The organism is Microvirga sp. jy35 (genome assembly GCF_056148915.1).
Window position 1 is genome coordinate 55430 of record NZ_JBWBEW010000013.1, and the last position, 14399, is coordinate 69828.

General features: G+C 63.0%; 13 protein-coding genes. 7 read left to right on the forward strand and 6 right to left on the reverse strand.

All coding sequences use genetic code 11. The features are described from left to right. The first annotated feature begins 2 nt into the window (after positions 1-2). The 4 genes from AC0QTX_RS12490 (at position 3) to AC0QTX_RS12505 (ending at position 3777) form a co-directional block, all read left to right on the forward strand. Positions 3-1082, forward strand: coding sequence for an ABC transporter ATP-binding protein (locus AC0QTX_RS12490; RefSeq protein WP_474604155.1), 1080 nt, complete (start codon positions 3-5; stop codon positions 1080-1082). Between the two features lie 69 nt (positions 1083-1151). Next, positions 1152-1919: a sugar phosphate isomerase/epimerase family protein gene (locus tag AC0QTX_RS12495; RefSeq protein ID WP_474604156.1), complete on the forward strand. Its 768-nt coding sequence runs from the start codon at positions 1152-1154 to the stop codon at positions 1917-1919. Between the two features lie 5 nt (positions 1920-1924). Further along, on the forward strand, positions 1925-3100 hold the full coding sequence (locus AC0QTX_RS12500; protein ID WP_474604157.1) for a Gfo/Idh/MocA family protein: 1176 nt from the start codon (positions 1925-1927) through the stop codon (positions 3098-3100). A gap of 32 nt (positions 3101-3132) precedes the next feature. Then, a complete protein-coding gene (locus tag AC0QTX_RS12505; RefSeq protein WP_474604158.1) occupies positions 3133-3777 on the forward strand; it encodes a ThuA domain-containing protein in 645 nt (214 codons plus the stop codon). 34 nt (positions 3778-3811) lie between these two features. Here AC0QTX_RS12505 and AC0QTX_RS12510 read toward each other — a convergent pair whose 3' ends face one another. Beyond that, entirely contained in the window at positions 3812-6895 is a 3084-nt protein-coding gene (locus AC0QTX_RS12510) for a PAS domain-containing protein (protein WP_474604159.1), read from the reverse strand. A gap of 501 nt (positions 6896-7396) precedes the next feature. Here AC0QTX_RS12510 and AC0QTX_RS12515 point away from each other — a divergent pair. Next, positions 7397-7840 (forward strand): hypothetical protein, encoded by a 444-nt coding sequence (locus AC0QTX_RS12515; protein ID WP_474604160.1) that lies wholly within the window; start codon positions 7397-7399, stop codon positions 7838-7840. A 65-nt stretch (positions 7841-7905) separates the two neighbouring features. On the opposite strand, the gene AC0QTX_RS12520 is transcribed toward AC0QTX_RS12515, so the two are convergent. After that, positions 7906-9063, reverse strand: coding sequence for an iron-containing alcohol dehydrogenase (locus AC0QTX_RS12520; RefSeq protein WP_474604161.1), 1158 nt, complete (start codon positions 9061-9063; stop codon positions 7906-7908). A 369-nt stretch (positions 9064-9432) separates the two neighbouring features. On the opposite strand from AC0QTX_RS12520, the gene AC0QTX_RS12525 reads away from it, so the two are divergent. Together AC0QTX_RS12525 and AC0QTX_RS12530 are read left to right on the forward strand one after the other, a co-directional pair. Then, on the forward strand, positions 9433-10182 hold the full coding sequence (locus tag AC0QTX_RS12525) for an SDR family NAD(P)-dependent oxidoreductase (RefSeq protein ID WP_474604162.1): 750 nt from the start codon (positions 9433-9435) through the stop codon (positions 10180-10182). Positions 10183-10211: 29 nt separating this feature from the next. Next, positions 10212-10757: a cupin domain-containing protein gene (locus AC0QTX_RS12530; protein ID WP_473101468.1), complete on the forward strand. Its 546-nt coding sequence runs from the start codon at positions 10212-10214 to the stop codon at positions 10755-10757. 33 nt (positions 10758-10790) lie between these two features. Here the strand turns inward: AC0QTX_RS12530 and AC0QTX_RS12535 are convergent, their stop codons facing one another. From AC0QTX_RS12535 to AC0QTX_RS12550, 4 genes are all read right to left on the reverse strand, one after another. Next, a complete protein-coding gene (locus tag AC0QTX_RS12535) occupies positions 10791-12290 on the reverse strand; it encodes a tripartite tricarboxylate transporter permease (protein WP_474604163.1) in 1500 nt (499 codons plus the stop codon). Positions 12291-12303: 13 nt separating this feature from the next. Further along, positions 12304-12762 carry a tripartite tricarboxylate transporter TctB family protein gene (locus tag AC0QTX_RS12540; RefSeq protein ID WP_213564416.1) on the reverse strand — a complete coding sequence of 153 codons (459 nt, stop codon included), beginning with the start codon at positions 12760-12762 and terminating at the stop codon, positions 12304-12306. A gap of 14 nt (positions 12763-12776) precedes the next feature. Further along, positions 12777-13751: a Bug family tripartite tricarboxylate transporter substrate binding protein gene (locus tag AC0QTX_RS12545; RefSeq protein ID WP_190848185.1), complete on the reverse strand. Its 975-nt coding sequence runs from the start codon at positions 13749-13751 to the stop codon at positions 12777-12779. A 143-nt stretch (positions 13752-13894) separates the two neighbouring features. Continuing rightward, positions 13895-14374: a DUF2938 domain-containing protein gene (locus AC0QTX_RS12550; protein WP_474604164.1), complete on the reverse strand. Its 480-nt coding sequence runs from the start codon at positions 14372-14374 to the stop codon at positions 13895-13897. Positions 14375-14399 lie beyond the last annotated feature (25 nt).

Below are 14399 nucleotides of genomic sequence, written 5' to 3' on the forward strand. Positions count from 1 at the left end.
CCATGTCGACCGTTTCCGTTCGTGATGTAACCGTCGCGTTTGAGGCCGTTCAGGTCTTCGACGGACTTTCCCTCGACATCCAGGAAGGCGAGTTCATCGTGCTGCTCGGCCCATCGGGCTGCGGCAAGTCCACCCTGCTCAATGCCATCGCGGGACTGCTCGACGTGGCCGAGGGGCAGATCTGGATCAACGGGAAGAATGTCACCTGGGAGGAGCCGAAGGACCGCGGCATCGCCATGGTTTTCCAGTCCTATGCCCTCTATCCGCGCATGAACGTCCGCGAGAACATGTCCTTCGGCCTGAAGATGGCGAAGACGCCCAAGCCCGAGATCGAGAAGCGCGTCACCAGGGCGGCCGAGCTCCTGCAGATCACGCCGCTCCTCGACCGGCGGCCTGACCAGCTCTCCGGCGGCCAGCGCCAGCGCGTGGCCATCGGGCGGGCTCTGGTGCGCGATGCTGCCGTGTTCCTGTTCGACGAGCCCCTCTCCAACCTCGACGCGAAGCTGCGCAACGAGTTGCGCGTCGAAATCAAGCGGCTGCACGCGCGGCTCGGCAAGACCACCATGGTCTACGTCACCCACGACCAGATCGAGGCCATGACGCTGGCCGACCGCATCGTCGTGATGAAGGAACAGAAGATCCAGCAGATCGGCACGCCGGACGAGATCTATCACCGCCCGGCCAACCTGTTCGTGGCAGGCTTCGTCGGCTCGCCTCAGATGAACTTCATCAAGGGCCGCCTCGAGAACACCGGAGAGGGCCTGAGCTTCCTGGCCGGCAACCGCCGCCTGTCTCTGGCAGGCTACCCATTCATCACGGCTCCGTCGTCCGGTCAGGACGTGGTGCTCGGCGTGCGGCCGGAACACCTCGAGATTTCTGGTACCGGGATCTGGCCGGGTTTCACGGTCGACATCGTGGAGCCCATGGGCGCCGATACGGTGATCTGGTGCAGCGACGGCGTCGGTTCCGTTCAGGTCCGCACCGCCGGCTCTCGCCGGGCCACGCCGGGCGAGAATATGACGCTCCACATCGACACAAGCCAAGTCTCGCTGTTCGCCGCGGATTCCGGCGAGCGCCTTTGACGACCCAGACATCGCGGCAGGTCTCGCGCATGAGCTGTCGCGCCCGCTTTCCTGAACCCTGAGGACCCCATGAGCGTCACGGATAGATTGTCGATTCAACTCTACACCTTGCGATCCCTGGAGGATCTGGACCTGATCCTCGATACGGTCGCGGATGCCGGCTACCGTTATGTGGAAACCGTCGGATCGCATCTCGACAAGGCTGCCGAGGTCCGCACGAAGCTCGATGCCCGCGGCCTGACAGCATCCTCCAGTCATGTCAGCATGGCGGCCCTGCGTGAGAAGCCCGACGCCATCGTCGACGCCTGCCGCACCCTGGGGCTCACGCACCTCTACATGCCGGCCGTTCCGCCGGAGGAGCGGGACATGGCCGCTGATGGCTGGCGTGATCTTGGCAAGGAGCTCGGGCAGATTGCAGAGCGCCTTCAGGCCCAAGGCATCCGCCTCGGCTACCATAACCACCATTGGGAGCTGAAGCCGAAGGACGGCGCGAAGACGGCGCTCGAACTGATCTTCGAGGCCGCAGGCTCCAGCCCCCTCGCCTGGCAGGTCGATGTCGCCTGGCTCGTACGCGGCAATGCGGATCCCAAGGAATGGATCAGCCGGTACGGCAGCAGGGTCACGGCCGCTCACGTGAAGGATATCGCACCCGCAGGCCAGAACGAGGATCAGGACGGCTGGGCCGATGTAGGCTCCGGCGTGCTGAACTGGCGCGACCTCTGGCGCGTGTGCCGCGAGGCCGGAGCCGAGTGGATGGTGGTCGAGCACGACAAGCCCGCCGACCCGGCCCGGACCGCCCGCGCCAGCTTCGATTTCCTGCGCTCCATCGAGGATTGATGATCATGAATTCACTGAATGTCGGCATCATCGGATGCGGCAACATCTCGGGCATCTATCTCCAGAACATCCCGGCCTATCGCGGCCTGACCCTGCGCGCCTGCGCGGACATGAGGCCGGAGATCGCCCAGGCCCAGGCAAGCCGCCACGGCATCGAAGCCCTGTCGGTCGATCAGCTCCTGGCCCGCGATGACATCGATCTCGTGGTCAACCTCACGGTACCGGCCGCCCATTTCGGGGTCTCGCTTGCAGCCCTCAGCGCAGGCAAGCATGTATTCTCGGAAAAGCCGCTGGCGGTCGATTTCGAGCAGGGGCGCAGGCTCGTCGACGAGGCGGAAGCACGCGGCCTTCATCTCGGCTGCGCGCCCGACACTTTCCTCGGTGCCGGCGGGCGGCTTGCCCGCAAGCTCGTGGACGATGGCGCGGTCGGCCGCATCCTGTCGGGAACGGCCTTCCTCATGTCCCACGGCATGGAGCACTGGCACCCGGATCCGGAATTCTTCTTCAAGCCGGGGGGCGGCCCCATCCTCGATATGGCGCCGTATTATCTCAGCACGCTGGTCAACCTGATCGGACCGGTGCAGCGCGTCTTCGCCATGTCGAGCATCGGGTACCCTGAGCGCATCGTGACAGCGGAGTCGCCCCGCAAGGGCGACCGCATCCCGGTCGAGACGCCCACCCACGTGACGGCACTGCTCGAATTCGCCTCTGGGGCGCAGGTGACCTTCTGCATGAGCTGGGACGTGTGGAAGCACAGCCATCCGGCCATCGAGATCTACGGCTCGGAAGGGTCCCTGCGGGTGCCGGATCCGAACTTCTTCGGCGGCCATGTGGAGATCACCGAACGCGGCGGGGACTGGCGCGCCGTCGACTCGAGCGAGATGCCGCTCGGCGTTCCCAACTGGCGCTCGCCCAACTGGGCTCCCGATGTGCCGGACAAGGCCAATTACCGGGCGCTTGGTCTCGCCGACCTCGCAAGCGCGGTTCTGAACGGCACCCCGCACCGCTCAAGCGGGCGCCTCGGCCTGCACGTTCTCGAGGTCATGCACAGCATCCTCGAAGGGGCAGCGACCGGTCAGCCCAGGGCGATCACCACCGCTCTCGACCGTCCGGCCACTCTGGAGGATGCGGACGCTTCCATTCTCTGGAAGGGCCTTCCTCAGACGGCATCCGCCGCCTGAGGTCCATGAACCTCGCTGGAAAGAAGGAACCGATGCGGGAAGCACTCATCGTATGGGGCGGCTGGCATGGGCATGAGCCGGAGCAATGCGCCGGAATCGTCGCCGGAATGCTGCAGGACGAAGGCTTCCGAGTGCACCTGGAGAACTCGACCCAGGCCTTCGCCAGTCCTCAGCTGTCCACGATGAGCCTCATCGTGCCGATCTTCACCATGTCGAAAATCGAGAAGGATGAAGTCGCCAATCTCTCGCTCGCCGTGCGTGAGGGCGCCGGCCTCGCGGGATTCCACGGCGGCATGGGCGATGCTTTCCGGGAGGCTGTCGAGTACCAGTTCATGTGCGGCGGCCAGTGGGTGGCCCATCCGGGCAACATCATCGACTACCGTGTGAACGTCACCCGGCCCGACGACCCGGTGATGGAGGGCATCGGCAACTTCGACTACCGGTCCGAGCAGTACTACATGCATGTGGACCCGTCGAACGAGGTTCTCGCGACCACGACCTTCTCCGGCGAGCATGCGTCCTGGATCGACGGCGTGGTGATGCCGGTGGTCTGGAAGCGCCGGCACGGCCAGGGGCGCGTGTTCTACAGCTCCCTCGGGCACGCGGCGAAGGAATTCGACGTGCCTGAAATGCGCACGATCCTGCGGCGCGGCATGGTGTGGGCGGCTCGCGGCTGAACGATCTGCAGCCGCCCCGCAGGCAGCAGAGCCCTCAGGCCTGACGCGGCCGCAATGGCAGCACGTTCGATCCGCTGCCCGCCTGCGAGATCAGCAGGCGCAATTCCCGATCCAACTCTGCAGGATGGTAGGGTTTGCTCAGGATCGGGAAGCCCTCCCGCGCCGCATGCTCGACGGAATCGCTGTAGCCCGTCGCCAGCAGGATCGGAATGGCAGGCCAGCGCTCGCGGACGATCTTGGCCAAGTCCAGGCCGTCCATCCCTCCGGGCATGACGAGATCGGAGAATATGGCGTCGAACCGCGCATCCCGCTCCAGCAGCTGGACCGCATCGTGAGCGGACGCGCAATGCTCCACTTGATGCCCCTGCTCGCGCAGCAAGGCGACAGCGAATTCGGCAACCTGCGAGTTGTCTTCGACCACCAGAATGCGCGATGCCTGGAGGGAGGCCACAGGCACGCTCTCCTTTTCCGGAATTCCCTCGCTCCGGTGCTTGTACGTTCGCCTAAGAAGGAGGGCTACGGTGGTTCCGCGACCGACCTCGCTCCTGATGTCGACGGATCCGCCCGACTGCTGAACGAAGCCGTAGACCTGAGCCAAGCCCAGCCCTGTCCCCTGCCCAGTAGGCTTCGTGGTAAGGAACGGCTCGAACACCTTTTGCAGGACCTCCGGAGGGATGCCGGTGCCCGTATCGCGGACCTCGACGGACACGAACTCGGCCAAGCCGTCGTTCTGAGAGATCGTGTTGCGTACACAGACGTTGAACTGTCCCCCTTTCGGCATGGCGTCACGGGCGTTCGCCGCAAGATTGATGAGTACGGCCTGCAGCTGCGCCGGGTCGACCTCGACAGGCCACAGATCATCCGCAAGATCGATCTCCAGCGAGATGTTCCCGCGCAGTGACTGCGCCAGCATATCGCCCATGCCGCCGATCAAAACCTTCAGATCCACTACTTCGGGTCTCAAGGCCTGACGTCGTGAGAAGGCGAGAAGCTGCGTGGTCAGCTTCCGCCCATGCTCGACCGCGTTGATGGCGTTGTCGATCAGGCGCGGAGCACGCTCGGGCTTCGCCCGCCTCAACATGTCGAGATTGCCCATCACGACCGTCAGCAGGTTGTTGAAGTCGTGCGCGATCCCTCCGGTGAGCTGACCCACGGCCTCAAGGCGCTGCGCTTGGCGCAGTTGCTCCTCCATGCGGCGCTGCTCCGAGAGATCGATGGAAGTCACGAAGATCTTCGTGACCTGCCCCTGCCCGTCGAGCAGCGGGACGAGCACGGTGCGGCGGACGACCTCTCCGATCGGTACGCTTCCGGTCACTTCGAAATCCACGATCGTTTTCGTTGCGACACAGGTGCGATAATGCTTGGACACGTGTTCGGCCGTTTCGGAGGCAAAGATCTCCTTGGGCGTCTTTCCCACGAACTCATCCCGGCTAAATCCCAGAGATTTCAGAAGCGGGGTGTTGGCATCCTCATAGACGAAGCGATCACTCGGGTAGACGCCAATGACCGCGAGATTGAACGGAGAATGCTCGAAGAGCGTGCTGTACCTGTCTCGGCTCTGCCGAAGTTCGGCCTCGGTCTCCTTCTCGTGCGTGATATCGCGCAGGGATCCCAGCACCCGCACAACCGGCTCATCCCCTTCGCGGATCGGGACGAAGGTCGTCATCCATATGCCTTGGCGCGCAGGGAAGGCGTGCTTGTGCTCGTAGACCATCAAGTGTCCGGACGTCAGGCAATCACGCACCCGCGCCTCCAGAACCGGCCATTGGTCCGAAGGCAGAAAGTCTCTCAACTGCCGTCCGACGATGTCCGCGGAGGGCTTGCCGATGAGGTGCTCCACTACAGGATTGCATGCCTCGACCACGATGCTCCCATGAGACAACAGCTTGAAGACGAGAATGCCATCCGCGCTGAACCTGAAGACACCGGCATAGAGCGCCTCGCGCTCGGCAAGAGCCACCTGGCTTGCGCGAAGGCTCGCATTGGCCATTTCCAGTTCCCGCGTCCGCTCATCCACCCGGAGCGCCAAGCTTTCCTTGACCTCATTCAGACGGTCATACGCCTCATCGCGCTCTCTCTTGCGCTGGTGCAGGACCTCCCGCGTGCTTTCGAGCGCATGACGCAGCACCGACGTTTCCTTGAACTCAACGTCGGCCGAACGGAGCGGCACCGCGAAACCGCTATCCTGAAGCGCCAGCGCATCTCTTGCCAGGGCCTCGACAGGGCGGGTTATGCGCCGGGTGACGTGAAACGCCAGCATGGCCCCGAGCGCGAGCAGCACGCTGCCCGCGCCGGCAAGGGCCAGGGCAAGATCGCGTGCGCCGGCATCGAACTCCGAGTGCGGAAGGGCGACAATCGTCGACCACCCTGAAGATGGGGATCGGGACAGGGCGAAAACCATCGCCTCTCCATCAAGGGATGTGCCTTCGAACACCCCCTGCTCCACGCTGGACTGGATCCGCAGCACATTATCCGTGGTTGCAGGCTTGCCGACGAACGGCTCCGGATTGCGGGACCGGGCCACAATCGTCCCGTTCCGGTCCACGATCGCGCCGATCCAGGCTGGCGGCAGGCCCTGATCCGAGAGAACGCGATTGATCACCGCCGCCGGCATGATGACGGAAACGTATCGTGATGAACCATCCTCGAGGACCACGAGCGTATCGATGCCGACGGTCGGCTGCTTCGCGACCACTCCTGTAAAGAGATTGCTGACCCTCACCTGACCAGGGGTGAGCCCCTTCCAGTGATCCTGCGTCGGCAGTTCAGGCAGGGCCGCGCCGGGCGGCAAACGGGTGTTGACCACCTGCCGCCCCGGCTCCTCGACCACGACCCACGCATCCGGCAAGCGGGTTGCCCGGCGCGCGAGGGCATCGAACGCTGCATGGTCCTTGGTCTGGAGGACGGTCGAAGAGGCCAGAGCCCATAAAAGCGCCTCCGCCTGTCCGAACTGGCGGTCCAGGACCAGCGACAGGGCGCGTCCCGTTTCGAGCAGATGTTTCTGAATTTCCTGACGGTCCCGGTAGTACCCGGTATAGAGGGCCAGGGCAGCGGCGGCGAAGGTCGGCACCAGCAGGACGAAGACGATGAGAAGCAGGCGCGCCCTCAGGGACGGCAAGCGGGCCTTGCTCCCTGGCGGCTTGAGATCCGGCGCCGAATCCTGCCTGTAGACCACGCTCGCCCCTACAACATTATTTCAATTGGCATCCATCCTTAGGGCAAAATACCTTATGGGTCGAGCCTGCAAATGCTTGACAGCCAAATGCCAAAGCCCCGTCCGTCTTCATCTGGCGGACCGGAAAAACAGTACAGTCGCTTGGGAGTTGAGGATGGCTGGGGCGCCAGGATTCTAAGCTAAGCCATATCCACCGGCTAAGTACTTGAAATTGCCCACCTTCCTGCAGCACGGAAAATGCGTGTGTAGCACCTTTGTGTGACACCCCGCAAGGACGATGCCGTGGGGCTTCTCGCGTTCGATAGAGTCTCATGTTTCCACGTCTACGGGGGATCTCAGCCGCTTCGGACCAGCCCGCGTTTGGGCCAGGGTGACCATAAAACGGCCGCGGATGTCGCTGATGGCGTTGCGCCTCATATCCAGCCCAACAGGGAGGCAGAGACTTTGAGCGCCGGCTTCATCACCACCGCAGTCATCCTGGTCGTCGGTTATGTCATCCTCTCCAAGGTCATTGGCCTTGCCTTTCGCCTCGTCATCCCCGTTGTCCTGATCCTGATCTTGGGTGGCGCCGGCGCCCTCTCCGGCCTCCTGCCGGATCGCGCACCGGAGCGTTACCCGGACAATCAATCGGTGCCGTATACCCGGGCACAGGAGCATCCCGGCGACATTGGCGACCTCCGCCTGCGCGATCTTGCCGACATGGTGGTGGGTGCCGCCCGATCTGTCCTGCAGGGGATGTTGGCCCTCCTCGATGGCACCGCTGGGCATGGGGCCATGCCGGAACCGCGCTGGGTCGACCCGCGACAGCCCCGGCATGGCGAGGTCTATGAGGCACCATCCGATTTCGACGATGCCCCGCACCACGGGGGAGGACGGCGGGGCTGGTAGGCGTCTTCCGACAGGCCTCTCTGACTAAACCTTGACCCGACGGTTAGAAAGGTACGGTGGATGGATCAGGCACCCGGTTTAAGCGTGATCCCTGCATAGGCCGCCTCAAGGATCGCCCTGTAATCCGCCTCGCTGGCAGGACGAGGATTCGTCGCGGAGGAGTGATCCTCAGTCGCGCTTTTTGCGATCAGGGCAAAGCTGTCCCGCGGCACCCCCATCCCAGCCAGCGTTGCCGGCATGCCGAGCCGCGAGTTGAGACTGCGGACATAATCTGCCAGATCCACGCCGTCGTTGAGGCCCAACCGGTGGCGGATCGTAGCGTATTTTGCCTCGGCATGGCTCCTGTTGAACTCAAGCACGTAGGGCAGCAGCACCGCATTGAGGGTCCCATGATGCAGCGACACCTGCTTTAGACCTCCGAGAGGATGCGAGAGGGCATGGACGGCGCCCAGGCCCTTCTGAAACGTCAGACCTCCCTCAAGCGCGGCCATCATCATCTCATGCCGGGCCGCGCGATCCGACCCCTGGGCCACCGCCCGCTCGATATTTCCGACGGCACGAACTAGGCCGTCGAGCGCGATGGCCTCTGCCGGTGGGTTGAAGCGTGGGCTGAGAAAGGTCTCGATGCAATGGGTGATCGCGTCCATTCCAGTCGCCGCCGTCAAGGCTGGGGGCAGCCCGAGCGTGAGATCCGGATCGCAGATGGCGCGCTTCGGGATGAGATGGGGAGAGATAAATCCGAGCTTTCGGCCATCCTCCAAGGTGATCAGGGCCGCCCGGCCGACCTCGCTGCCTGTCCCGGCGGTGGTTGGAATGGCAATGAGCGGGGCCACGGCCGCGGAGATCTTAGGAATTCCGCCTAGGATCGCCGCATACTGCTCCAGGGATCCTTCGTGTGTCGACAGAAGAGCCACACCCTTGGCCAGATCGATAGGGGAACCGCCCCCGATGGCGATAAGGCCATCGCAGCCATAGGAACGGTAGAGATCCAGCGCAGCCATCACTGCGCCCTCCGTAGGATTCGTGGGCGTGTCGGCGAAGACCGGAATGTGCTGCCCTGCAGAGAGAACACCTATCAGGCGATCGACCAAGCCGACGCGCGCGATTCCCGCATCGGTAACAATGAGGGGTGTCCTGATTCCAAGCTCCCGCATATCGTTGCCGACGTCCGACAGGGCGCCAACCTGGAATCGAATGGTGGTCAAATAGGAGATCAAAGACATCCCTGCTCCTCTGTCCCGGTTGCGTTGGGTGCGTCCGCAAGCAACATTCTGCCGCAGCGCCCTGCTTCCGGTCCAGCATCACGCGAAAGCGCCTACCAGATCAATCCACTTTGGTTCGAAGCGGCATTTCACGTAGAGCTGCTTGAACTCCTCCCTCGCGATGTCCCAGCATCGGCGTCAGGTTGCACCTGCATCTGCTGGCCAAATGCAGCGACCGATCCGGAATTTCTCCATGTGAGCTGCCTGACGCTCTCGGCAGCGGCCGAGGTCCGCTGGTATGGTTTGCTTGGCTACACCCATTCAAGCACTATGTTTCGAATCCTGCCGAGCGTCCGAGCGTCCGATCAACACCCTGAAGAGAACAGCGGCATGCCGATCACCGATGCTTTTGCCCCACATCTGTTCAACGGCCAAACTGTTCTAATCACGGGCGGCACAAGCGGGATCGGGCTTGCCTGTGCCAAGGCCTTCCGGGACCTGGGTGCCAACGTCACGGCGACGGGAGCGAGTGAGGCCGAGCGAATGCGAGCGGCAGGCGACGAGACCAATGCGGGGATCTCATTTGCGGTTCTCGACGTCCGTGACGGTCCGTCGATTGACTACCTGGTCACGCAGTTCAACCGTTTGGACATCCTGGTCAACGCCGCGGGCGTCATTCGCCGTGACCTGGAGCACGACCCGGACGTCTTCGCGGACGTCATCTCAGTCAACCTGACCGGTGCCATGCGGGTCTGCTCCGCCTCGAAAGCAAGGCTTTGCGAAACCAGGGGCTCCGTGGTCAATGTCGCGTCCATGCTCACCTTCTTCGGCGGCCCCCGGGTTCCGGCCTACAGCGCTTCGAAGGGTGGCGTCGGCCAATTGACCAAGAGCCTCGCCGCCGCATGGGCGGCCGACGGTATCCGCGTCAATGCCGTTGCACCGGGCTGGATTGCGACGCCTCTCACGCAGGCTCTGCAGGATGACCCGGAGCGCAGCGCCCCGATTCTGTCCCGCACTCCCATGGGCCGCTGGGGCGCACCTGAGGAAGTGGCCGGAGGCGCCGTCTTCCTGGCCTCGCCCGCGGCTCGGTTCGTGACAGGCGCCATCCTGGCCATCGATGGCGGCTATCTGACTGTTTGACCACAACTCGCCTCAGAGGAGCAGATCCCATGTCCAGCCCAGAGCCCACCTCCCCCGGCACCCCCATGAACGACAAGTGGGTGCCCTACCGGCATCCGCAGCCGAAAGACTCCCCGCCCGAGCTCGTGATCCCGAACGCCATCCCGACGGACGAACGGATCTGGGTTCCTGTGGAGGAGAATGTATGGTTCCGACCGCTGCTGCTTGCGGCCTCGCGCGGGTACTGGATGAACCTGCTGCGGGTTCGGAAGTCGGGCGTGCTCTCACGCCATCGCCATCCCCAACCGGTGCATGCCTTCGTGCTGAAGGGAGAATGGCGGTACCTGGAGCATGACTGGATTGCCACCGAGGGCTCCTATGCCTACGAGGCCCCCGGCGAGACGCATACGCTGGTCGTCGATCCGCACGTCGAGGAGATGATCACCCTGTTCCAGGTGAACGGAGCCATGATCTACGTCGATCCGGACGGCAATGCGACTGGCTTCGACGACGTCTTCACGCGAATCGAGAAGTGCCGGGCGCATTATGCGAAGAACGGACTCGGAGCCGACTACATCGATCAGTTCATCCGTTGACGGCAATTTGTGCAGGTTGCGATCACCTGATCGTCAGCCCTGCCGTGGCATTGCAGTCTTTCTGGAGCGCAGCGCCATGAGCAGCATCGGCGCGAGCCAGATGAGCAGCGTTGCGACCCCGAGCGCACCTGAGATCGGCCGCTCGAAGAAGGCAAGATAGCTGCCATCCGATTTGATCATGGAGGTCACAAAATTCTCCTCAAGCATCGGGCCGAGCACGATGCCGAGGATGCAGGGAGCGACGGGAATATCGTTCTCCTCCATCAGAAAACCGAGCACGCCGAACACCAGCATCACGGCCACACCGAAGGCGGAGTTGTTGATCGCAAAGGCCCCCACAATGCAGAACATGAGAATGCACGGCATCAGGATCTCGCGTGGAATGCGCAGAATGGTCCGGGCACCTTTGATGGCAGCCCACCCCAAGGGCAGCATCACCAGGTTGGCGAGGATGAAGATGATGAAGACCGCATAGATGTACTCGGGATTGTTCAGAAAGATCGTCGGACCCGGGTTCATGTTCTTCAGGTAGAGCACGCCGATGACAATGGCCGTGATGCTGTCGCCAGGGATGCCGAAGACGAGCGCCGGAACCCAGGCGCCTGCAAGTGCGGCATTGTTCGAGGATGTACTCTCAATGATTCCTTCTACGTGCCCTTTTCCGAACTTCTCGGGAGTGCGGGACATTTTCTTGCTGACCGCGTAACTGACCCAGGCTGCGATGTCGGCCCCCGCCCCCGGCAGCGCGCCGATGATCGTACCCAGCACATTGCCGCGCAGCTGCTGCGGCCAGTACTGCACCATCATCCGCCCCCAGCCTCGAAAGAGATTACCAATCACGGCCTGCGGCACGGTCTGGACGCTATGGGAGATGGCAAACCGAAAGACCTCGGACACGGCGAACAGGCCAATCATCGCCGCAATGAAGTTCACGCCTCCGGTGAGCTCGGCGTTTCCGAAGGTGAAGCGGGGCACGCCGGCTGGATTGTTCAGCCCGATGGTCGAAACAAACAGGCCGATGAACAGGCTCACGAGCCCCTTCACCGGCGTTCCTGTCCCGATGAACACCGCACAGGTCAAACCGAGCAGTGCCATCCAAAAATACTCGAAGGAGCTGAACTGCAAGGCGACCTCGGCGAGAGCCGGGGCGGACAGAATCAGCACGAATGTGCCGAATAATCCTCCAATGGCCGAGAAGAGCAGGTTAGCGCCAAGGGCGATCTCCCCCTCACCGTTGCGAGTCATCATGTAGGCTTCGTCTGTGTAGGCCGCCGACGCGGGCGTTCCCGGGATGCGCAGCAGCGTGCCGGGGATGTCGCCGGCGAAGATGGCCATGGCAGAGCAGGTCACCATGGCGCCCACCGCTGGAACAGGATCCATGAAGAAGGTCACTGGCACCAGGAGCGCGATCGCCATCGTGGCAGTCAGGCCGGGAATTGCGCCGACCACGAGCCCGAACAGGGCTGCAAGAAAGATGGTCACCAGCACCGCCGGCTGGAACACGAGGCCGAAAGCAGTCTGGATTGCACTCATGACATCATCAGGGTCAGGGCCCAAGGAGCCCGAGTGGAAGGGGGACGCGCAGCAATCCAACAAAGGTCTGCTGAATCAGGACGGTTGCGGCGACCGCCACGGCCGCTGCTATCCACCAGCGGACCCCCATCATCAGCAGAAACACCAGCAGGATAGCGATGGATGTCGGGACGAAACCGAGTGCCGGCGCAGCCACGATATAGGCCAGGATCAAGGCGAAGATCACGACAAGCCTGACCCAAGCATGGTGGGTCTGAGCCCAATCGCTCCAGGCCACAGCACCCTCCCAGTGCCGAAAGCCTGAGGCAATCAGCACGACGCCGCAGCCTGCAAGCCCCATGGCGACGAGCACCGGAAATACGGCCGCACCGTACTCCTGTCCTGGAATGGCCGGAAGTGTCCTCGCATAGGCGAACATCGCGATCGCGAACGCGAGGAGCACGGCTCCGATGATGGCATCGTTGATGCGCATCGAGGTCGGCCGGACTACTTCGCCAACCCAACCTTTTTCATGACCGCCCCGAGGTCCTCATCACTCTTCTTCCAGAACGCGAGGAACTCCTCGCCCGCCGCGAACTTCACGCCGAAGCCGCGCTGGCTCATGAAGTCGTTGTACTCCTTGCCCTTGTAGATCTTGTCCAGGGCGTCAGCGAGCCGCTTCGTGACATCCGCAGGCATGTCCTTCGGCCCGACGATGCCGCGCCACGCGCCGATAGCCCACTGGCTGCCGGTCTGCTCCGCAAGCGTGGGAACGTTCGGGAAGGTCGGATTGCGCTCGGGGTTCATGATGGCAATGCTCTTTACGCGGCCGGCATCGATGAGAGAGCGCGCCTCCGGGAGCGAGCAGGGAACGATCTCGACACCGCCTGCGACGAGATCCTGAAGTCCGGGCGCGGCCCCCTGGCTTGGCACCCAGCGGACAGTGCTGGGATCGATTTTGGCGCTGTCGAGCATGCCGGCGATTGCCAGGTGCCAGATGCCACCCTGTCCTGTCCCCGACGCCTTGAACTTGCCTGGGTTTTTCTTGATATCCTCCAGCAGATCGTTGACGGTCTTGTAAGGTGCGTCGGCGCGCACCTGAACGCCTGCCGGATCAAGATTCATCAAAGCGATCGGCGTGTAGTCCTTGTAATCGCGCTGGGTAAGCCCCTGCCAATGCAACATGCCGATCTCGACCGTCGCTAGCCCCAGGGTGTAGCCATCCGGCGCGGCCGCCGCGATAGCTTCATGTCCCACCACACCGCTGCCGCCGGTTCTGTTGACGACGTTGACTGGCTGGCCAAGCTCCTTCTCGAGCAGGGAGCCGATGATGCGGGCGGTTGCATCCGTGCCGCCGCCGGCAGCCCAGGGAACGATGATGGTGATCGGTCGCTCAGGATAGGCGGCCCACGCATACCCGGAAGCCGAGACCAGCGAAACGGCAGCAACGGCCAGTGTCTTCAGGAAACCACGACGCAGCATTCTTTCCTCCCGATGCGCCGGCTCCTCGTTTTCCTGGAGCCGGTCTTTGGCTTAGGTTGAGTCACGAAAACATTATTGGCAAGCCTTACATGTCTTCCACTTCACGATTACCTGATGTCCTGTGGCATCTCCCTGCAAAAGTCCTATCGGACAAGAAGCGCGCTCCCGTACAGCCCGAAACCGAAGACGATGTGGCCGGCAATGTTGAGCACCCTGATCTGTTTGGCGTTGGACCGTCTCGAGGCGGCAATGCCCACTCCCATGCCGGGCTGGAGCAGAAACCATCCGGCTCCCACGGTGATGATGCCCACGGCGAGTGCCGGAGCCAAAGTTGGCGCTGATGCCCAGTCCGGGCGCGTGAACACCAGTAGGGCACCGGCATAGACGATGCCGATAGCATAGTGACCAATCCAGCCGACCGCACGCTCGAAAGGATAGGCCCGCCCGAGCGTGATATCGTTGTGGAAGACTTTGGCTTTGGTCAGGTGGCAGAACCAGCGTCCCACCAGCCCCCAGTTCGGCGCAGGCACCTTAAAGAACCGCTGCAGGAGCAGAGCCCAGAGATCGAGCAGCGCCGTTGCGCCAACTCCGATGAGGACTGCTCGGCTGAGAAATTCAATCATCTGTTCAGGTCCCCTCCTGCTATCC

Bases quoted from the DNA above. Each gene is read 5' to 3' on its own strand.
- AC0QTX_RS12490 (WP_474604155.1), top strand. From the start codon at position 3: ATGTCGACCGTTTCCGTTCGTGATGTAACCGTCGCGTTTGAGGCCGTT.
- AC0QTX_RS12495 (WP_474604156.1), top strand. From the start codon at position 1,152: ATGAGCGTCACGGATAGATTGTCGATTCAACTCTACACCTTGCGATCC.
- AC0QTX_RS12500 (WP_474604157.1), top strand. From the start codon at position 1,925: ATGAATTCACTGAATGTCGGCATCATCGGATGCGGCAACATCTCGGGC.
- AC0QTX_RS12505 (WP_474604158.1), top strand. From the start codon at position 3,133: ATGCGGGAAGCACTCATCGTATGGGGCGGCTGGCATGGGCATGAGCCG.
- AC0QTX_RS12520 (WP_474604161.1), bottom strand. From the start codon at position 9,063: ATGTCTTTGATCTCCTATTTGACCACCATTCGATTCCAGGTTGGCGCC.
- AC0QTX_RS12525 (WP_474604162.1), top strand. From the start codon at position 9,433: ATGCCGATCACCGATGCTTTTGCCCCACATCTGTTCAACGGCCAAACT.
- AC0QTX_RS12530 (WP_473101468.1), top strand. From the start codon at position 10,212: ATGTCCAGCCCAGAGCCCACCTCCCCCGGCACCCCCATGAACGACAAG.
- AC0QTX_RS12535 (WP_474604163.1), bottom strand. From the start codon at position 12,290: ATGAGTGCAATCCAGACTGCTTTCGGCCTCGTGTTCCAGCCGGCGGTG.
- AC0QTX_RS12540 (WP_213564416.1), bottom strand. From the start codon at position 12,762: ATGCGCATCAACGATGCCATCATCGGAGCCGTGCTCCTCGCGTTCGCG.
- AC0QTX_RS12545 (WP_190848185.1), bottom strand. From the start codon at position 13,751: ATGCTGCGTCGTGGTTTCCTGAAGACACTGGCCGTTGCTGCCGTTTCG.
- AC0QTX_RS12550 (WP_474604164.1), bottom strand. From the start codon at position 14,374: ATGATTGAATTTCTCAGCCGAGCAGTCCTCATCGGAGTTGGCGCAACG.